The 17,165-nt window shown below is 67.8% G+C and carries 21 protein-coding genes; 12 read left to right on the top strand and 9 right to left on the bottom strand.

The genetic code is table 11. The features are described 5' to 3' along the window. Nucleotides 1-46: 46 nt before the first annotated feature. The gene (locus tag AOA14_RS07145) at nucleotides 47-556 is read right to left on the bottom strand and encodes a DUF4402 domain-containing protein (protein ID WP_062901276.1); all 510 of its coding nucleotides are present in this window, start codon (nucleotides 554-556) and stop codon (nucleotides 47-49) included. 148 nt (nucleotides 557-704) lie between these two features. On the opposite strand from AOA14_RS07145, the gene msrB reads away from it, so the two are divergent. Next, a complete protein-coding gene (msrB, locus tag AOA14_RS07140) occupies nucleotides 705-1,100 on the top strand; it encodes a peptide-methionine (R)-S-oxide reductase MsrB (RefSeq protein WP_003046857.1) in 396 nt (131 codons plus the stop codon). Between the two features lie 54 nt (nucleotides 1,101-1,154). Beyond that, nucleotides 1,155-3,365 carry a transglycosylase domain-containing protein gene (locus tag AOA14_RS07135; RefSeq protein ID WP_062901275.1) on the top strand — a complete coding sequence of 737 codons (2,211 nt, stop codon included), beginning with the start codon at nucleotides 1,155-1,157 and terminating at the stop codon, nucleotides 3,363-3,365. Between the two features lie 3 nt (nucleotides 3,366-3,368). Here the strand turns inward: AOA14_RS07135 and AOA14_RS07130 are convergent, their stop codons facing one another. The 3 genes from AOA14_RS07130 to AOA14_RS07120 are packed head-to-tail and all read right to left on the bottom strand — an operon-like array spanning nucleotide 3,369 to nucleotide 5,172. After that, complete coding sequence (locus AOA14_RS07130) at nucleotides 3,369-4,091, bottom strand: M48 family metallopeptidase (RefSeq protein ID WP_003046851.1); 723 nt, start codon at nucleotides 4,089-4,091, stop codon at nucleotides 3,369-3,371. Next, a complete protein-coding gene (locus AOA14_RS07125) occupies nucleotides 4,091-4,531 on the bottom strand; it encodes a YcgN family cysteine cluster protein (protein ID WP_003046846.1) in 441 nt (146 codons plus the stop codon). Before AOA14_RS07125 ends, AOA14_RS07130 begins: the two co-directional genes overlap by 1 nt. Continuing rightward, the gene (locus tag AOA14_RS07120) at nucleotides 4,528-5,172 is read right to left on the bottom strand and encodes an SCO family protein (RefSeq protein WP_062901274.1); all 645 of its coding nucleotides are present in this window, start codon (nucleotides 5,170-5,172) and stop codon (nucleotides 4,528-4,530) included. The genes AOA14_RS07125 and AOA14_RS07120 overlap by 4 nt, the downstream gene beginning before the upstream one ends. An 84-nt stretch (nucleotides 5,173-5,256) precedes the next feature. Between AOA14_RS07120 and AOA14_RS07115 the strand changes: the two genes are divergently transcribed. Genes AOA14_RS07115 through AOA14_RS07100 form a run of 4 tightly spaced genes read left to right on the top strand, consistent with a single transcriptional unit; the run spans nucleotide 5,257 to nucleotide 8,288 of the window. Further along, nucleotides 5,257-5,877 (top strand): ankyrin repeat domain-containing protein, encoded by a 621-nt coding sequence (locus AOA14_RS07115; RefSeq protein WP_003046841.1) that lies wholly within the window; start codon nucleotides 5,257-5,259, stop codon nucleotides 5,875-5,877. 56 nt (nucleotides 5,878-5,933) lie between these two features. After that, nucleotides 5,934-7,208, top strand: coding sequence for a 3,4-dihydroxy-2-butanone-4-phosphate synthase (gene ribB / locus AOA14_RS07110; protein ID WP_062901273.1), 1,275 nt, complete (start codon nucleotides 5,934-5,936; stop codon nucleotides 7,206-7,208). Further along, nucleotides 7,208-7,633 carry a 6,7-dimethyl-8-ribityllumazine synthase gene (gene ribH, locus AOA14_RS07105; protein ID WP_062901272.1) on the top strand — a complete coding sequence of 142 codons (426 nt, stop codon included), beginning with the start codon at nucleotides 7,208-7,210 and terminating at the stop codon, nucleotides 7,631-7,633. The genes ribB and ribH overlap by 1 nt, the downstream gene beginning before the upstream one ends. Further along, nucleotides 7,626-8,288, top strand: coding sequence for a hypothetical protein (locus tag AOA14_RS07100; protein WP_202988421.1), 663 nt, complete (start codon nucleotides 7,626-7,628; stop codon nucleotides 8,286-8,288). The genes ribH and AOA14_RS07100 overlap by 8 nt, the downstream gene beginning before the upstream one ends. Before the next feature lie 128 nt (nucleotides 8,289-8,416). Here the strand turns inward: AOA14_RS07100 and AOA14_RS07095 are convergent, their stop codons facing one another. Continuing rightward, nucleotides 8,417-9,502, bottom strand: a complete 1,086-nt coding sequence (locus AOA14_RS07095; protein WP_062901270.1) for an alkene reductase — start codon at nucleotides 9,500-9,502, stop codon at nucleotides 8,417-8,419. Between the two features lie 111 nt (nucleotides 9,503-9,613). Between AOA14_RS07095 and AOA14_RS07090 the strand changes: the two genes are divergently transcribed. From AOA14_RS07090 to AOA14_RS07065, 6 genes are all read left to right on the top strand, one after another. After that, nucleotides 9,614-10,546, top strand: a complete 933-nt coding sequence (locus AOA14_RS07090) for a DMT family transporter (RefSeq protein WP_062901269.1) — start codon at nucleotides 9,614-9,616, stop codon at nucleotides 10,544-10,546. Beyond that, nucleotides 10,546-11,232 (top strand): COQ9 family protein, encoded by a 687-nt coding sequence (locus AOA14_RS07085; protein WP_202988420.1) that lies wholly within the window; start codon nucleotides 10,546-10,548, stop codon nucleotides 11,230-11,232. The genes AOA14_RS07090 and AOA14_RS07085 overlap by 1 nt, the downstream gene beginning before the upstream one ends. Nucleotides 11,233-11,295: 63 nt before the next feature. Next, entirely contained in the window at nucleotides 11,296-11,547 is a 252-nt protein-coding gene (locus AOA14_RS07080; RefSeq protein WP_003046824.1) for a FeoA family protein, read from the top strand. Continuing rightward, nucleotides 11,544-13,415 (top strand): ferrous iron transporter B, encoded by a 1,872-nt coding sequence (gene feoB, locus AOA14_RS07075; RefSeq protein WP_062901268.1) that lies wholly within the window; start codon nucleotides 11,544-11,546, stop codon nucleotides 13,413-13,415. Before AOA14_RS07080 ends, feoB begins: the two co-directional genes overlap by 4 nt. A gap of 31 nt (nucleotides 13,416-13,446) precedes the next feature. Beyond that, on the top strand, nucleotides 13,447-13,992 hold the full coding sequence (gene ssb, locus AOA14_RS07070) for a single-stranded DNA-binding protein (protein WP_062901267.1): 546 nt from the start codon (nucleotides 13,447-13,449) through the stop codon (nucleotides 13,990-13,992). A 13-nt stretch (nucleotides 13,993-14,005) separates the two neighbouring features. Beyond that, nucleotides 14,006-14,476 carry an MmcB family DNA repair protein gene (locus AOA14_RS07065; RefSeq protein WP_003046818.1) on the top strand — a complete coding sequence of 157 codons (471 nt, stop codon included), beginning with the start codon at nucleotides 14,006-14,008 and terminating at the stop codon, nucleotides 14,474-14,476. 9 nt (nucleotides 14,477-14,485) lie between these two features. Here the strand turns inward: AOA14_RS07065 and AOA14_RS07060 are convergent, their stop codons facing one another. Genes AOA14_RS07060 through AOA14_RS07045 form a run of 4 tightly spaced genes read right to left on the bottom strand, consistent with a single transcriptional unit; the run spans nucleotide 14,486 to nucleotide 16,921 of the window. Then, complete coding sequence (locus tag AOA14_RS07060) at nucleotides 14,486-14,848, bottom strand: hypothetical protein (protein ID WP_062901266.1); 363 nt, start codon at nucleotides 14,846-14,848, stop codon at nucleotides 14,486-14,488. Next, a complete protein-coding gene (locus AOA14_RS07055) occupies nucleotides 14,845-15,471 on the bottom strand; it encodes a riboflavin synthase (RefSeq protein WP_062901265.1) in 627 nt (208 codons plus the stop codon). Before AOA14_RS07055 ends, AOA14_RS07060 begins: the two co-directional genes overlap by 4 nt. An 8-nt stretch (nucleotides 15,472-15,479) precedes the next feature. Next, the gene (gene ribD, locus AOA14_RS07050) at nucleotides 15,480-16,430 is read right to left on the bottom strand and encodes a bifunctional diaminohydroxyphosphoribosylaminopyrimidine deaminase/5-amino-6-(5-phosphoribosylamino)uracil reductase RibD (RefSeq protein WP_062903051.1); all 951 of its coding nucleotides are present in this window, start codon (nucleotides 16,428-16,430) and stop codon (nucleotides 15,480-15,482) included. A gap of 26 nt (nucleotides 16,431-16,456) precedes the next feature. Further along, the gene (locus AOA14_RS07045) at nucleotides 16,457-16,921 is read right to left on the bottom strand and encodes a hypothetical protein (RefSeq protein WP_234179347.1); all 465 of its coding nucleotides are present in this window, start codon (nucleotides 16,919-16,921) and stop codon (nucleotides 16,457-16,459) included. Nucleotides 16,922-17,165 lie beyond the last annotated feature (244 nt).

The following is a 17,165-nucleotide window of genomic DNA, read 5'->3' as shown; positions in this document are numbered from 1 at the left end:
TTGCGGCGTTGGCGTTGCGGCTTTTCTTGCCGCTACGCGGGCCTGTTTACGGATATTCGACCGTCACCGGAATGCGGCCGCGGTAATCCCCGTCGGTGGCGCCGGCAACCTGCAGCCGTCCGCCGAAGCGGAAGACGAGGCGGCCGTCGGGGCCGAGCCGCGGCGCCGCGCCCAGGTCGGTTGCGAGCCCGGTCACGCGCGCGCTCGCGCCGCTGCCGCTCTCCAGATCGACCGACGGGGGCAGGGTGACACGCACTTCGGCGCCGGGCTCGCCGCTGACGGTGACGACGCCGGTAACCGCAAAGCCGCCGAGGTCGCGCACGTCGCCGCGCAGGCGGCGCGCGCCGGTGAGCGGATCAATCTCGATCTCGCCGCCGCTCGCGCCGACCGCGACGCGGCCCAGGTCGAGCTGGGTGTCGACCTCGACGCGCAGCGGCATGCTCGCCTTGCGCGCCACAATCGCGGCATCTTTGCCGTCTTGGCGGCACAATTGGCACTGGGCGGCCAAGGGGGCAGGCGGCGCGCCGAACAGCAGGAGGGCAAGGAGGAGACGCATTATCACCCCTTGGGCATAGCGCGATCGTGGTTAATCGGCGGTAAAGCAGGCCACGCTACCCCTTGCGGGGGCGCGGCATCGCGCCGATATTCAGGTCATCATGCGGCGCCCTTCCCCACCCCCGTGCGCCGCCTAGGAGTAGCCCATCATGACCGACAAGCAACTCGACCCGATGGCCCATCATGTACTGCGCGAAGGCGGCACCGAGCGCGCTTTCACGGGCAAATATACCGATTTCAAGGGCGACGGCCTCTATCGCTGCGCCGGTTGCGGCACGCCGCTGTTCGACAGCCGCACCAAATATGACAGCGGTTCGGGCTGGCCGAGCTATACCGCGCCCGCCAGCGACGCGTCGGTCAGCGAACATCGCGACATGAGCCATGGCATGATCCGCACCGAAGTGCGCTGCGCCAAGTGCGAGGGGCATCTGGGCCATGTCTTTCCCGACGGTCCCGGGCCGACGGGGCTGCGCTATTGCATCAACAGCGCGGCGCTTGACTTCGCCGACCGCGGGCAGGATGAGGCGGGGACCGGCGAAGGCTGATCCCCGCCGGGCCGGCTGCCGCATCGCCGCGCAGCGAAAGAAGGAATCTGGATTTTGCGCCGCGAGCGACAATCGTCATCCGCCCCCAAATCATCATCGTCAGGCAAAGGCTCGGGCAAGGGCCCCGGCTCCGGGGGACCGTCGGGCCTGCGCCTCTGGCTCCGCCGTCTGTTCCGCTGGGGCCTCGCGCTTGCGCTGGTCGGGGTCGTCGCGGTCGCGGTCGCGGTCGGCATTGCGGCGCAGCGCATCCCGAGCTTCGAGGAGCTGAAAAAGTCGCCGGCGGGCCAGACGATTCGCGTCCACGCCGCCGACGGCACCGTCTTCCTGTCGCTCGGCCCCAATTACGGGCGCTGGCTGACGCTGCGCGAAACGCCGCAGGTGATGCAGGATGCGATGGTCGCGGTCGAAGACCGGCGCTTTCGCTATCATCCCGGCGTCGATCCGGTCGGAATGACGCGCGCTGCTGTCTTCGCGGTCGAACATTATGGCACCGGGCGCCGGATGCAGGGCGCATCGACGATCACCCAGCAGCTGGCGCGCAATATCTTCCTGTCGAACAGCTACACCTGGTCGCGCAAGCTGCGCGAAATGATCCTGTCGCTCGCGCTTGAATGGAAATTCTCGAAGGACGAGATCCTCGAACTCTATCTGAACAAGGTCTATTTCGGCGGCGGAAGCTACGGCATCGACGCCGCATCGCGGCGCTTTTTCGGGCATAGCGCGACCCAGATGTCGCTGTCCGAAGCGGCGGTGGTTGCGGGGCTGGTCAAGGCGCCGTCGCGCTATTCGCCGACCGCCGATGCCCAGGCCGCGCTCGGCCGGTCGGGGGTCGTGCTTGAAACCATGGTCGATGCGGGCTTCATCACCCAGGCGCAGGCCGACGGTGCCAAGCCCGCCGATGTCCAGCTGGCACAAGAAACGGGCCAGAACAGCGCGCGCTATTTCACCGACTGGGCGCTGCCGCAGCTCGACATGCTGATCGACGAAGGTACCGAGGCGCTCGACGTCTACACGACGCTCGACCTCGGCATGCAGCGCGCCGCGACCGCGGCGATCCAGGCCGACACGCCGAAAGGCGTGCAGGGGGCGCTCGTCTCGCTCGATCGCGACGGCGCCGTGCGCGCGATGGTCGGCGGCACCGACTATGTCGCCTCCAACTACAACCGCGCGACGCAGGCGATGCGCCAGCCGGGGTCGGCTTGGAAATTGTTCGTCTATATGGCAGCGCTCGAAGCTGGCTATAAGGTCGACGATCAGGTGGTCGACGAACCGGTGACGATCAACGGCTGGAGCCCGAAAAACTCGTCGGGCCGCTTCGCTGGGCCGATGAGCCTGCGCACCGCTTTCGCTTATTCGGTCAACACGATCGCGGCGAAGCTGGGCAATGAAATCGGCTTTTCCTCGGTCGCCAACATGGCGCGCCGCTTCGGCATCACGACCCCGATCAACACCCACCCGTCGATGGTGCTGGGCAGCGCCGAGGTGCGGGTGATCGACATGACCGCCGCCTTCGCCGCCGTGTCGCGCAAGGGGGTGTCGGTGCAGCCCTATGGCATCAACAAGGTAACGACCGCCGACGGGCGCCTCCTCTATCAGAAGCCGGCCGAGCGCGGGCAGGTGCTCGTCGACAATTGGGTTGCCGCGGGCATTACCGACCTCTTGCAAACCGCAGTCGCGACGGGGACAGGGCGCGCCGCGCAGATCGGCCGACCGGTGGCAGGCAAGACCGGCACGACGTCGAGCAACAAGGACGGCTGGTTCCTCGGCTTTTCGAGCGGCCTGACCACCGGCGTCTGGATGGGCCGCGACGATGCCAAGGCGGTCGGGGGGCTGCAGGGCGGCCGCGCGCCGGCCAAGGCCTTCGCCGACTATATGCGCATCGCTGTCGCACGGCGCCCCGTCGAGCCCTTCGATACCGAGGTCAAGCTGCCCGAATGGCAGCTTGAGGGCGATGACGAGGCCTATTTCGGCGCACCTGAGGAAAATGGCGGCATGGTCGATGAAAATGGCATGCCGATCGAACTGCCCGCTGCGCCCGACACCGCTCAGGGCGACGTCCCGCCGCCGCCCGCCGATGGCCCTGTGCTCAACCAGCAATGGATCGAGGAGCAGACGGGGCGCCGGCCGCCCGCCGACAATGGCGCCGCTGCGCCAAAGGCGGCCCCGCAGCAGCTGCGTCCCCCCGCACCAGCACCGCCCAAGGCGCCGCCACCGGTGCTGAAGGCGCCGCCCGCGCGTACGCCCGCCAATGGCGAGGGCAATTAAGGATCAGGTGAAACGGTAGCGGTGCAGCCCGCGGCCTTCGCGGCGCAGCCACGCGCGCGCCGCGCCGACGTCGCCATCGTGCAGATCGTCGACCAGCGCGTGAAAGGCGGCGCTATGGTCCATATGCCGCAGATGCGCGACCTCGTGCGCGACGGTGGCGCGGCGGACATGGTCGGGCGCCATGACGAGCCGCCAGCTGTAGCGCAGGTCGCCGTCGTGGGTGCAGCTGCCCCAGCGGCTGCGCGGATCGCCGACCCCGACGCGGCCGACGGTCAGTCCTGCGCGCGCGGCAATTTCCCGGCTCTCGCGGGTCATGATGTCGAGCGCCGCGGCCTTCAGCCAGCGCTCGATGCGGCGCCCGACGGTTTCGGCGGGGCCGCCGACGCTCAGCCGGTCGCCCTCGGCGCGAACCGCGCGCGGGGCGGTCGCCGTCCATTCGATCCGGCGCTCCATGCCGAACAGTGGGAGCGCCGTGCCGGGGCCGACCTGGACCGGCGCAGCGGTCTTGCCGACCTGTTCGGCGAGCCAGTCCTGTTGCTCGCTCGCCCATTTGATCGCGCGCGCGGCGCTTGCCCGGCGCGGTAGCGTGAGCCGCAACTCGCCGCGCGCGCCATCGAAGACCAGGCGATAGCGCCGCGATTGCGCATGCGGGACCAGCCGCACCGGCCACGGCGTATCACCGACCCAGATATGCGGCCGCTCGTCGCTGGCCCGTTCGCGGCGCATCAGACGACGCGCTCGACGAGATGATTTTCGAGCGGCCCGGCGCGATCCTCGCTCACCGTCCAACCGACGATCGACTCGCCCGCCCGGTGCACCGCGTCCGGATCGCCGCAGACCAGATAATGCCATGCGGGCAGCGGCTCGCCCTCGGCGCGCAGGCGGTAGGCACAGGTTTGCGGCAGCCATTCGATGTCGGCGACGCTGCGCTTGGTCAGCGTCAGGCAATCGGGGACATGGCGGCGGCGATGCTTGTAATCGCCGCAGCGCGCTGTTTTCAAGTCGAGCAGGCGGCACGCGACATTGGTCGGATAGATGCGCCCGCTGTCTTCATCCTCCAGCTTGTGGAGGCAGCATTTGCCGCAACCGTCGCACAGTGCCTCCCACTCGCCCGCGTCGAGCGAGGCGAGCGGCGCTTCCCAGAAGCGGCGCCCCGCCCCGGTCACTTCACCCACTTGCCAAGGTCGGCGGCGACCTTGTCGGGCGCGCCTTCATCGACGTCGGTCGACGGGTCATCGAGCGGCAGGAGCGCGAGCGGCTTGCCGGCCGGGTCCATCAGGAAGGCGAGCTGCGTATGCGCCATCAGATAGCGGTCGGGCGCGGATCCCTCCACCTTGTGGAAGGACACGACATATTCCTTCGCGACCGCCGCGATCTGTTCGGGGGTGCCGGTCAGCCCGATCAGGCGCGGGTGGTACCGGCTGACGAAGGCCTTGAGCACGGCGGGCGTGTCGCGCGCCGGGTCGACGGTGATGAACATCGGCTGCACCTTGGCGCCGCGCGCCGGATCGGCCTTCTCGAACGCCGCCAGCCCGCGCATCAGCTTTTGCACATCGACCGGGCAGATATCGGGGCAATAGCTATAGCCGAAATAGACGATGCGGTAACGGCCCGCAAAATCTCTGTCGCGTACCGGCTTGCCATCCTGATCGATCAGGCTGAACGGCCCGCCGATCTTCGCGCCGGCGAGCGGCGGGGTCGCGTCCTGCGTCGCCGACGGGGCGTTGCACCCAGCGAGCGCCGCGCCAAAAATCAGAAGCAGGCTTGCGCGACCGGCGTTTCGGACCATATTCGGGATGTTCATCATGCGGCCAGCCTTGATGGGCTAGGCCACGAAAATCAACCTTTCTCGTCGCGCCGTGCGACGATCATCGCCAGGGGTCGCCCAATCATGTTTCGACGCGCGGAGCTTCGCCTCGCCTCCTTCCTCCTGCTGATCGCCGCCGCGCTCGGCGCCGGCACCGCGGCGCATGCGCAATTCCGCGGCGGCTACGCCTTTCTGCAGGCCGTGGAGAACCGCGACGGAACGAAGGCGACCGAGGCGCTGAAGGACGATTCGACGCTGGTCAACACGCGCCATCCCGACACCGGCGAAACCGCGCTGATCATCGTTACCAAGCGCCGCGACACGACGTGGCTGCGCTTCCTGATCGGCAAGGGCGCCGACCCCGAAATCGGCGACCGCCAGGGGGTGACGCCGCTGATGCACGCGGCGCTGCTCAACTATCCCGACGGCGCCGAGGAACTGATCGAAGCCGACAAGTCGATCGTCGACATGACCAATCGCCGCGGCGAGACGGCGTTGATACTGGCGGTGCAGGCCAAGAATGCGGCGATGGTCCGGCTGCTGATGCGCCACGGCGCCAATCCCGACAAATCGGATCATATTGCCGGCATGTCGGCGCGCGACTATGCCAAGCGCGACGACCGGACGGGCCAGATGCTGCAATTGCTGGACGCCAAGCCCGATGCCCCGCTGCGCGATCTTGGACCGATCTTCGGACCCAAATAATAGCGCAATGTGATTTCTCTATTGGGAATCACATTATGATGTGATAATTGCGGGGCATGTCTACGCAACTTATCGATCGCATCCGCGCCATCGTCGACGACGGCAGCATGTCCCGCTCGGGGCTTGCGCGCGCGGCCGGCCTCCACGCCAACAGCCTGCGCGACATGGAATCGCCGGGCTGGAACCCCACCGCCGAAACGCTGCGCAAGCTCGAGAATTGGCTCGCGCACGGCAGCGACCTGTCGCCGATGGCGACGCCGGAGGAAATCATCGCCGAGGCGCGCAACGGCCGCATGTTCATCCTAGTCGACGACGAGGATCGCGAAAATGAGGGCGATCTGGTCATCCCGGCGCAGATGGCGACCCCCGATGCGGTCAATTTCATGGCGACGCACGGCCGCGGCCTGATCTGCCTGACGCTGACGCGGTCGCGGGTCGAAACGCTGGGCCTCGAACTGATGAGCCGCAACAACGGCACCCGCCACGAAACCGCCTTCACCACCTCGATCGAAGCGCGCGAGGGCGTGACCACCGGCATTTCCGCCGCCGACCGTGCGCGCACCGTGTCGGTTGCGATCGACGCCGCCAAGGGGCGCGACGATATCGTCACGCCCGGGCATGTCTTTCCGCTGATCGCGCGCGACGGCGGCGTGCTGGTGCGCGCAGGCCATACCGAGGCGTCGGTCGACATCGCGCGCCTCGCCGGCCTCAATCCCTCGGGCGTGATCTGCGAGATCATGAACGACGACGGGACGATGGCCCGACTCGACGATCTGATCCCCTTCGCGCGCCGACACGGGCTGAAGATCGGCACGATCGCCGACCTGATCGCCTATCGCAGCCGCACCGACCGGCTGGTCGAATGTGTCGCCGACGAACCCTTCGAATCGGATTATGGCGGCGACTGGCGGCTCAAATCCTATCGCAACAAGGTCGACGGCAGCGTCAATCTGGTGCTGCAGAAAGGCGCGGTCGATCCCGATGGCGTGACGCTGGTGCGGATGCACGCCGTGTCGATCTTCGACGATATCATGGGCCGCCCGGGCCCCCGCAAGCGCCGCCTGCAACGCTCGATGGAGGCGATCGGCGCCGAAGGATCGGGGGTCATCGTCATGCTCATGCGCCCGCTCCCCGGCTCGGCCGCCGCCGACGCGGCCCCGCCGCCGACCGGCGGCATGGATCTGCGCACCTACGGCATCGGCGCGCAAATCCTCGTCGACCTCGGCGTTCATGCGATGGAGCTTCTGACGCCTTCGCACAATAATCTCGTCGGGCTCGAAGGCTATGGCCTGTCGGTCGTCGGCGAACGCGCAATCCCCGGAGAAGAATGATGGCCCATATCCTGATCGTCGAAGCGCGTTTCTATGCCCATCTCAACGACATGCTGATCGATGGCGTGCGCAGCGCGCTCGAGGCCGAGGGGCACAGCCACGAGGTCGTGACCGTTCCCGGCGCGCTCGAGGTTCCGGCGGCGATCGCACTTGCCGATCAGAGCGGCCGCTTTGACGGCTATGTCGCGCTTGGCGTCGTCATCCGCGGCGAAACCTATCATTTCGAAGTGGTGTCGAACGAAAGCGCGCGCGGCATCATGGCGCTGACGCTCGACGGCCTTGCCATCGGCAACGGTATCCTGACCGTCGAGGATGAGGAACAGGCGCTTGCGCGCGCCGACAAGACGCGCAAGGATAAGGGCGGCGAGGCGGCGAAGGCCGCACTCGCGATGCTCGCATTGAAGGATCAGTTCGGCGTTGCTTGATCGCACTCCTCCCGGCCGATATTCCGTCGTCGAACGCGGCGGCCGGCTGGTGGTGATCGACCGCGCGACCGGCGGAACCCCGCCGACCGCGGCACAGCGCATGGCCGAACACGATCGGCGCCGGGGCATCGAACCCGCCCTGCCGGCACCGCGCGAAGAGATACCGGAACCTATCAAAGCCCCCGCTACGATTGCCGACACAGCTCCCGCTGATCGGCTGCGTGAGGCGATCGCTGCGCGCGGCGCCCAGGCCAAGGCGCGCCAGCCCTGGGGCGACCCGCCCGCCGCGCCGCCAGCGCGCGCGTCCGTGCCGGCGCGAATCCCGGCGCATGTCCCCGAAGCCGCTCCGATCCCGGCATCGCGGTCTCGTCCGGCGCCGCAACCAGATCGCGGTTCGCGCAAGACGGTGGTCACGTCGAAATGGTGGGATGCAAAGGGGCCGCGGACGATCGAACTCGGCGCGAGCGGGCAATCGACCCTGAGCGGCGGCTTCGTGACGATCTTCGCGATCGGGCTCGCGATCTTCGTCTTCCTGCTGCTCATCATGCCGGTCGCGGCCTTTATCGCGGCCTTTCTGCTGTTCCAGTTCGGCGGCAAGATATTGGCGCCGATCGGGGCGGGGATCGTCGACAAGGCGGTCGCCGAGAGGGGATAACGCCCGTTGCCTGAAGATAGCGTGCCCCGCGAAGGCGGGGGGCCCATCTTCAGCCGGCGCGATCTGAAACCGACCGGAGGAGTGTCCCCGCCTTCGCGGGGACACACGAAATTGTTGTCTGATCTGATCTAGGCAGCGACCAGCGCCGGATAGTCGATATAGCCCTCGGGCCCGGGCGAGTACCAGCTCTGCGGATTGTCGGTGGCCCAAGCCGCGCCGGTGCGGATGCGTTCGACCAGATCGGGATTGCCGATGAACGGCCGCCCGAAACTGATCGCATCGGCAAGGCCGCTCGCCAGATCGGCTTCGGCCTTCGCCACGTCATAATCGCTATTGAGCACCAGCGGCCCCTTGAAGACCTGACGGATCGCCGGCGACTGCTTGGGCACGTCGGTTTTGCCGAAGGTGCCGTCGGGGCCGGGTTCGCGCAGTTCGAGGAAAGCGATGCCCAGCGCGTCGAGCGCCGCGGCGGCGGCGGGGAACAGTATTTCGGGCGCGCTGTCGTCGACACCCTGCGTCTCGCCATTGGGCGACAGGCGCACCGCGACGCGATCCTTGCCCCACACCCCGATCAGCGCTTCGGTCACTTCGCGGAGCAGACGGATGCGGTTTTCGACCGGACCGCCATAATCATCGTCGCGCAAATTGGTGCCGTCGCGCAGGAACTGGTCGATCAGATAGCCGTTGGCGCCGTGCAGTTGCACACCGTCGAACCCGGCGCGCTTCGCATTTTCGGCAGCCGCGACATAATCGGCAATCACGCGCGGAATCTCGTCGAGGCGCAGCGGGCGCGCTTCTTCGAGCTCGAGCCGCCCGACCGGCGTGTGCGCGCGACCTTCGCCCTTCGTTGCCGAAGCCGACACCGGCTGCTTGCCGTCGTTGAACACCGAATGGACGAGCCGGCCCATGTGCCACAGCTGCGCGACGATGCGCCCGCCCGCGGCGTGGACCGCCTCGGTGACGGGTTTCCAGCCTTCGACCTGTGCGTCGGTCCACAGTCCCGGCGCCGAGGGCCAGCCGAGCCCTTCCTGCGAAATTCCCGTCGCTTCGGAGATGATCAGCCCGGCCGAGGCGCGCTGGCGATAATATTCGACCGCAAGTTCGTTGGGGACGAAACCGGGGCCGGCGCGGCCGCGCGTCAGCGGCGCCATGAGGATGCGGTTGGGCGCGTCGATCGCGCCAAGCTTGATCGGGTCGAGAAGCGATGCGGGCATAGATTCCACCTTTCACTTTACCGGCGACGGCCCGTGCTGTCGCCGCTATGGCCGCCGAAGCTATGGATGCGGCGGCCGCTGCACAATGGTGGGTAGCAAAAGAAAATCTAAATGAGCAACAAGCCAATCAGCCCGCCCACCATTTCGCCGGTCGATCCGGTGGCCAAACCGGTCGCCGCCACGGTGAACCGATGGGCCTTTGCCGCGCTTGTCGGTGGCAATCTGGCGCTGTCGCTGACCGCGATGGTGGTGCGCTTCGCCGATACCGGTCCCGTGGCCGCGGCCTTCTGGCGACTCGCGCTCGCGCTGCCGCTGCTCGCGCTGCTGATGCGGCGCGAAACGGGCGGTCGCCTGCCGCCGCGCGGCGCGCTGACGGTGGCGGCGGGGGCGGGGCTCTTCTTCGCGCTCGATCTTGCCGCCTGGCATCTCGGCATCCTTCAGACCAAGGTCGCCAATGCGACGCTGTTCGGCAACAGCGCCAGCCTGCTCCTCGTGCTGTGGGGGATTGCGGTCGCGCGCACCCTGCCGCGCGGGTGGCAGGCGGTGGCGGTGCTGCTAGCCTTCGCGGGGTCGGCGCTGCTGATGGGGCAAAGCTATGAAGCGTCGGCCGCCTATCTCGTTGGCGATCTGCTCAGCCTTTTCGCCGGGGCGCTCTATACGGGCTATGTTCTAATGATGCAGCGGGTGCGCGGCGACATCGGCCCCTGGTCGGCGCTCGCCATATCGTCGGCGGCGGGGATCCCGGTGCTGCTCGGCACGGCGCTGCTCTTCGGCGAAGCGATCCTGCCGCACGACTGGACCCCGCTGATCGTGCTGGCGCTGATGAGCCAGCTGGTCGGGCAGGGGCTGCTCATCTGGGCATTGCCGCGCTTCTCGCCGCTCGTCGTCGGCCTGACCCTGCTCGTCCAGCCGGTGGTCGCGGCGACCGCGGGGTGGCTGATCTTCGGCGAGACGCTCAGCGCGATGGAATTGTTCGGCGGCGCGATGGTTGCCGCGGCGCTGGTGCTGATTCGGTTGCCGAGCCGCCGCGCGGCGCCTATCTGATGGTCATGGCTCAGCATCCGTCCGCCGCAACTCTGCCCGCCGATCCGACGCTCGACGAGATTCGCGCCGCGCTGGCGCCGCTTGTCGCGGCTTCCGCTGCCTTCGACGGCTTCACCGCCGCCACGCTCGACGAAGCTGCCGACGCGCTCGGGGTCGACCGCGACGTCGCGCGGCTAGCCTTTCCGGGCGGTGCGCGCGACATGGTCGACGCCTGGTTTGCGACGATCGATGCCGCGATGGCGGAGCGCTGCCCGGCGGAAACGCTCGCGACGATGAAGATTCGCGAGCGCATCACTCGGCTCGTCGAAACCCGGATCGATCTGCTCGCGCCCAACCGCGAATCGCTGCGCCGCGCGCTGGCCTTGCTCGCGCTGCCGGGCAATGCCCCGCACGCGGCCAAGCTCGGCTGGCGCGCCGCCGACCTGATGTGGCGCCTCGCGGGCGACACCGCGACCGACTATAATCACTACAGCAAGCGCGCGATCCTGACCGGGGTCTATGGATCGACGATGGCGGTCTTCCTCAACGACGAGAGCGAAAATTTTGCTGAAACGCGTGCCTTCCTTGCGCGGCGGATCGACAATGTGATGCGCTTCGAAGCGTGGAAGCACCGCCGCGCTGCGCACCGCATCGAACGGCCCAGCCTCGCGCGCTTCGTGGGGCGGCTGCGCTACCCGGGACGCTGAGGCGGCGGCGCCGGCAAATTTTGGGGCTGGCGCTTCGCTGCTGTTATTGATAATCGCTCGCAAATGATCGCGAAGCTCGATTCCTCCCCGCTTGGCATCGCGGTGCGCATCGCGCGCATCGACTGGACGTCGATGTCGCACGACGAAGGGCGCCGGCTGCGCGAGTTCGGCTTGCTGGAGGGGAGCGAAGTCACCCCGCTGCATCGCGGCAGCCTGTTCTCGCGCGATCCTCTCGCGCTGACGATCGGGCGGATGAAAGTCATCATCCGCAGCAAGCAGGCCGCCGCCATAGAGGTCGAACCGGCGACGACATGACCGGCCCCGCACCCACGATCGCACTGGTCGGCAATCCGAACGCCGGCAAATCGAGCCTGTTCAACGCGCTGACCGGCGCGCGGCAGAAGATCGCCAATTATCCGGGCGTCACGGTCGAACGCAAATCGGGCCATGCGAGCTTTGCCGACGGCCGGCCGCTCGCGCTGGTCGATCTGCCGGGCAGCTACAGCCTGTCGCCCGCCAGCCCCGACGAGGCGGTGACGCGCGACGTTGTGCTCGGCCGCCAGACGGGCGAGAAGCGCCCCGACGCACTGATCGTCGTCGTCGACGCGGCGAACCTCGACAATCATCTCTGCTTCGCGCTCGAACTGATCGCGCTCGGCCTGCCGACCGTCATCGCGCTCAACATGCTCGACTTGGCGGAGCGCGACGGGCTGACGCTCGATCCCGACCGGCTTGCCGCCGAACTCGGCGTGCCAGTGGTGCCCACCGTTGCGGTGCGCAAGCGCGGCCTGACCGAATTGCTTGCGGCGGTCGATGGCGCGCTCCTCTCGCACGGCCTGTCGGCGACCGACCAGCCGGCGCCGCCGCCCGGCGACACCGCGCTGCACCAGCGCGCTCGCGCCATCGCGCGCGCCGCGACGCTCGCCGAAACGCCGGTGCGCCGCTGGACGCAGCGCGTCGATGCGGTAGCGCTACATCCGGTCTTCGGGCTGCTGATCCTGCTCGCGCTGATGTTCGTGATGTTCCAAGCGGTCTACGCCTGGTCCGAAGCACCGATCGCCTGGATCGAGGACGGCATCGCCGCGTTGCAGGCGCTGGCGAGCGATCACATGGCCGCGGGCTTCCTGCGCGGGCTGGTGGTCGAAGGACTGCTCGCCGGCGTCGGCGCGGTCGTCGTTTTCCTGCCGCAGATCCTGATTCTCTTCCTCTTCATCCTGCTGCTCGAAGCCTCGGGCTATATGACCCGCGCCGCCTTCCTGATGGACGGGATCATGGCAAAGGTCGGTTTGTCGGGACGCGGGTTCATCCCGCTGCTCTCCAGCTTCGCCTGCGCGGTTCCCGGTATCATGGCGACGCGCGCGATTCCCGATGCGAAAGACCGGCTGACGACGATCCTGATCGCCCCGCTGATGACCTGTTCGGCGCGGCTTCCCGTCTACACGCTGATCATCGGCGCCTTCATCCCGAACCGCAGCGTCGGCGGATCGCCCGTTGGCCTGCAGGGACTCGTGCTGTTCGGCCTCTATGTGTCGGGCATCGTCGGCGCGCTGGTCGTCGCCTTCGTGCTGCGGCGGTCGGTGACCAAGGGCAATGCGGCGGGCTTCATGATGGAAATGCCGCGCTATCAATGGCCGCGGCTGCGCGATGTCGGCATCGCGCTATGGCAGCGGGCGTGGATCTTCCTGCGCCGCGCGGGCACGATCATCGCCGCGACCACCGCGGTGCTGTGGCTGCTGCTCAGCTATCCGCAGGCGCCGGCGGGCGGCGACGTCCGCCAGGTCGATTACAGTATCGCCGGCCGCATCGCGAGCGGACTGGAAGTCGTGGTCAAACCCATCGGCTTCAATCACGACATCGCACTCGCGCTGATCCCTGCGATGGCGGCGCGCGAGGTGGCCGTCTCGGCGCTCGCAACCGCCAATGCGATCGACGCGGGCGATGACGAGGATGCCGTTGCGCAATCGCTCAGCGAGCGGCTTCAGGGACGCTGGAGCATCGCGACCGCGCTCGCCTTTCTCGCCTGGTTCGTCTTTGCCCCGCAATGTATCTCGACGATCGCGATCACCCGGCGCGAGACCAATGGGTGGAAATGGCCGCTGTTCATGGTTGGCTATTTGTTCGCGCTCGCCTATGCCGCGGCAGGTATCACCTACTGGACAGCCGTCGCCTTTGGACTAGGCTGATCCTTCCAACATTCAAGCGGAGCGGAGCGGCATGGCTGGCAGCGTCAACAAAGTTATTCTGATCGGCAATCTGGGCGCCGATCCCGAAATCAAGTCGTTCCAGAACGGCGGCAAGATTGCCAATATCCGCATCGCGACCTCCGAACAGTGGAAGGACCGCATGACCGGAGAGCGCAAGGAGCGCACCGAATGGCACAATGTCGTCATCAACGGCGACGGCCTCGTCGGCGTCGTCGAGCGCTACCTTAAAAAGGGCTCGAAGGTTTATATCGAAGGATCCTTGCGCACTCGCAAGTGGCAGGACCGTGACGGCAATGATCGCTACACGACCGAAGTCGTCGTCGCTGGCATGGGCGGCACCTTGACCATGCTCGACGGTGCGCCTGGCGGCGGCGGCGGCGGCTCGCGCGGCGGCGATAGCTGGTCGCAGGGCGGCGGATCGAGCGGCGGCTGGGATCAGGGTGGCGCCGCGTCCGGCGGCAGTTCGGGCGGCGGCTGGAACCAGGGCGGCGGCGGCGCCTCGGGCGGCGGACGTCCGCCGTTCGACGACGATCTGGACGACGACGTCCCCTTCTGAGGGTTTCTGAGCGATGGCGAGTGACCTGCTGACCGCCGCGGACGTCGCGCGCGGCGTGTGCCGGCTGTTCGCGCAGCAGGGGCTCGTCGCGATCCCCGAGGTGACGCTCCCCAACGGCCGCCGTACTGACCTCACCGCGATCGACGCGAAGGGCCATATCACGATCGTCGAGATAAAGGTTAGCCGCGCCGATCTGCACGGCGACGGCAAATGGCCCGACTATTGCGACTGGTGCGACCGCTTCTATTGGGCGCTCGCGTCTGGCCTCGACCCCGCGATCCTCGAGACCGAGGGCTACCGCCCCGAAACCTCGGGCCTGATCGTCGCCGACCGCTATGGCGCCGCCGTGGTGCGCGAGGCCGCGAGCTGCAATCTCGCGCCCGCGCGGCGCAAGGCCGAACTGCTGCGGATCGGCCGGCTCGCGATGCGCCGTTCGATGATTGCCGCCGATCCCGAAATCGCGGCCGGCTGGGCCGAGCGCTGACGGCCTGTTTCAGGGGCGGTCGAGCGGCTCGGTGCGCTCATACTGGATGCACCAGGCAAGCCCGGCGGCGGTAAAGCCGACCCAAAGCAGCGCACCGATCCACATGATGCCGTGCCAATAGGCAGGCAGCGCGATGAACAGCAGCGCCGCCGCCGCCGATGCGACCACAACCCGCGCATAGCTTTTGGCCGGCCGCTGCAGACGCGTTTCGACATGCTGGACCGCCGCGGCGAGCAGCACGAGCGCAAGCGCCATCGCGGGCAGGAACAGGCCGATTGCGTGATGGACGAACTGGATCGCGAACAGCAGGATGGCGCAGGCCCAGATCGCGATGCGCAGCCGGACGATCGCCTGGCGGCGCGGGTCGCTCATCCGCGCGCCTGCATCCGAGCGAGATAGCGCGCGAGGACGTCGATCTCGAGATTGACCGGACGTCCGACCGCCACTTCGTTCAACGTCGTCATCTCCTGCGTGTGCGGGATGATGTTCAGCGTGAAATGCGCGGTACCCTCCGGCTGGTCGGCCACATCGTTCACGGTCAGCGATATGCCGTCGAGCGTGATCGACCCCTTGGGTGCAATATGCGGCGCGAGCGATGCCGGCGCCTCGACGGTCAATTTGACGCTGTCGCCGACGGGATCGACCCCGACGATCCGGCCGACTGCATCGACGTGCCCCGTCACGATATGTCCGCCCAGTTCATCGCCGACGCGCAGCGCGCGCTCCAGGTTCAGACGGCGCCCTGCATCCCACATGCCCGGTGCGGTGCGCGCCAGCGTTTCGCCGCTCGCGTCGATCGCGAACCAGCCGCCGGGACCGTTGCTGCCGTCATCGACGCCCTTGTCGACGACGGTCAGGCACGCGCCCGAACAGGCGATGGAGGCGCCGAGGTCGATCGTGTCGACGTCATAGCCGGTGCCAATGACGAGGCGCGTGTCGCCGCGATCCTCGCGGCTGCGGATGGTGCCGATGTCGGTGATGATGCCGGTAAACATGGGGGCGGTCATTCCTTCCTGATGCGCTCGTAGACGTCGATCCGGTCGCTGCCAAGCATCCGACTGTCGGCCGGTCGCCAACGTCCGTGCGCGCCCGCCAGATCGCCGAGGCCGATGTCACCAAGCGCGCGGCGGCCGGCACCGATCAGGATCGGCGCGCGATAGAGAAGCAGCCGGTCGACGCGGTCGGCGGCAAGAAAGGCAGCCGCCGCCCCGGCGCCGCCCTCGACGAGCAGCGAATCGATCGGCAGCGCATCCACAGCGTCCGGCGCAGCGAGCGCGGTCCAGCCGTCGGGGGCATCGCCGTGCGTCAGGAGCAGGCGCTGCGGGCTCCGCGGCGCAAGTCCGGGCAGGCGGACGTCGAGTGTCGGCGCGTCGGCCTCGAAGGTACCGCGCCCGACCAGGATCGCGCCATGCCGCGCGCGTTCGAGATGCGCGTGCGCGCGTGCAGGGGCGCCGGTGATCCAGCGGCTCGAACCGTCGGCCATCGCGATGCAGCCGTCGAGCGAAGTCGCGAGCTTCAGCGTGACGAACGGCCGGCCGCGCGTCGCGCGCGACCACCAGGGGGCCATCGCCGCCTGCGCTTCACCGCAAAGCAGGCCGCTCTCGACCGCGATTCCTGCCGCGCGCAGCCGGGCGATGCCCTGTCCGTCGGTGCGCGGATCGGGATCCTGCGCGGCGACGACGACGCGTGGGATGCCAGCGGCGATCAGCAAGTCGGCGCAGCACGGGCCGCGGGTGCTCGCATGGGCGCAGGGTTCCAGACTGACATAGGCGGTTGCGCCGTGCGCGGCGTCGCCCGCCGCCGCCAGTGCCATCGCTTCGGCATGCGGCCGGCCGCCCGCCTGCGTCCAGCCGCGCGAGACGACGCGGCCGTTCTTGACAATCAGGCAGCCGACATTGGGGTTGGGTGCGGCATCGGGGCGCCCGCGCTGCGACAGCGCGATCGCCGCGGCCATCCACTCGGCATCGGCGCGCACCGGGGTCAGGGCTGGGTCGCGGGCGCCGCCGCGCCACGCGCTGCCCGCTCTGCGAGCGTCGAGCGCTTTGGCGGCTCGGGTTTCTTTTCGATGGCGTCGGCTTCCTTGCCCAGCGTCTCGCGCGTCACCTTCTCGGCTTCGCTGGCGTCATACTCGACCCCCATCATGTCCGCGAGCCGCTGGAATTCGGCGCGGCGCTTGGCGTTGGCGCGCGTCGTTTCCTTGGCGCGTGCCACCCAGTCGGCGCGTATCTCCGCTTCGCTGCGGTCGGCCTTCCAGTTTTCGAAATAGATGATCTGCGGCTTGGGCCTTTCGTAGGGCACAAGATATTTGGAAAAGCCGTAGAAGATCAGCAGCGGCAGCACGATCGCGAGGCCCCACACCGTCCAGCGGTGCGGGCGCGGTTCGCGGATGTAGGCCCAGAAATCCGACAGGCCGCCGCCGACATCCCAATTTTTGAGCATAGACATGGCGCCAATCTAGGCGATGTCGCGCCGATTTGCGAGGGGGTGTGCGCGCGGAGAGGATTGCATGCTTTGCATGCTATCGATGCCAACGATTGCAAATTTTGCAATGCCGGATGCTTATTTCGCAGTTGCACAATCAATTGTGCAGTGCAATATCACACTTGCCTTTTAGGCATCCTCTCCCAAAAACTTTCAAGGGTCGCCCTCGGGCGGCCCTTTTTTTTCGACCTTTTTGGTGGAGAAACGC

Origin of the sequence: Sphingopyxis terrae subsp. terrae NBRC 15098 (assembly GCF_001610975.1) — a bacterium.
GTDB lineage: Bacteria > Pseudomonadota > Alphaproteobacteria > Sphingomonadales > Sphingomonadaceae > Sphingopyxis > Sphingopyxis terrae_A.
Note: the sequence above shows the minus strand (reverse complement) of the source record. Positions and strands in the feature narration are given on the sequence as shown.

Excerpts from the sequence above, each read along its gene's own strand:
- AOA14_RS07145 (WP_062901276.1), bottom strand. The coding sequence starts at position 556 with ATGCGTCTCCTCCTTGCCCTCCTGCTGTTCGGCGCGCCGCCTGCCCCC.
- AOA14_RS07060 (WP_062901266.1), bottom strand. The coding sequence starts at position 14,848 with ATGAGCGACCCGCGCCGCCAGGCGATCGTCCGGCTGCGCATCGCGATC.
- ribD (WP_062903051.1), bottom strand. The coding sequence starts at position 16,430 with ATGGCCGCGGCGATCGCGCTGTCGCAGCGCGGGCGCCCCGATGCCGCA.
- AOA14_RS07080 (WP_003046824.1), top strand. The coding sequence starts at position 11,296 with ATGATCGCGAAGCTCGATTCCTCCCCGCTTGGCATCGCGGTGCGCATC.
- AOA14_RS07115 (WP_003046841.1), top strand. The coding sequence starts at position 5,257 with ATGTTTCGACGCGCGGAGCTTCGCCTCGCCTCCTTCCTCCTGCTGATC.
- AOA14_RS07120 (WP_062901274.1), bottom strand. The coding sequence starts at position 5,172 with ATGATGAACATCCCGAATATGGTCCGAAACGCCGGTCGCGCAAGCCTG.
- AOA14_RS07130 (WP_003046851.1), bottom strand. The coding sequence starts at position 4,091 with ATGCGCCGCGAACGGGCCAGCGACGAGCGGCCGCATATCTGGGTCGGT.
- AOA14_RS07055 (WP_062901265.1), bottom strand. The coding sequence starts at position 15,471 with ATGTTTACCGGCATCATCACCGACATCGGCACCATCCGCAGCCGCGAG.
- ssb (WP_062901267.1), top strand. The coding sequence starts at position 13,447 with ATGGCTGGCAGCGTCAACAAAGTTATTCTGATCGGCAATCTGGGCGCC.
- ribB (WP_062901273.1), top strand. The coding sequence starts at position 5,934 with ATGTCTACGCAACTTATCGATCGCATCCGCGCCATCGTCGACGACGGC.
- AOA14_RS07085 (WP_202988420.1), top strand. The coding sequence starts at position 10,546 with ATGGTCATGGCTCAGCATCCGTCCGCCGCAACTCTGCCCGCCGATCCG.
- AOA14_RS07045 (WP_234179347.1), bottom strand. The coding sequence starts at position 16,921 with ATGTCTATGCTCAAAAATTGGGATGTCGGCGGCGGCCTGTCGGATTTC.
- msrB (WP_003046857.1), top strand. The coding sequence starts at position 705 with ATGACCGACAAGCAACTCGACCCGATGGCCCATCATGTACTGCGCGAA.
- ribH (WP_062901272.1), top strand. The coding sequence starts at position 7,208 with ATGGCCCATATCCTGATCGTCGAAGCGCGTTTCTATGCCCATCTCAAC.
- AOA14_RS07095 (WP_062901270.1), bottom strand. The coding sequence starts at position 9,502 with ATGCCCGCATCGCTTCTCGACCCGATCAAGCTTGGCGCGATCGACGCG.
- AOA14_RS07090 (WP_062901269.1), top strand. The coding sequence starts at position 9,614 with ATGAGCAACAAGCCAATCAGCCCGCCCACCATTTCGCCGGTCGATCCG.
- AOA14_RS07065 (WP_003046818.1), top strand. The coding sequence starts at position 14,006 with ATGGCGAGTGACCTGCTGACCGCCGCGGACGTCGCGCGCGGCGTGTGC.
- feoB (WP_062901268.1), top strand. The coding sequence starts at position 11,544 with ATGACCGGCCCCGCACCCACGATCGCACTGGTCGGCAATCCGAACGCC.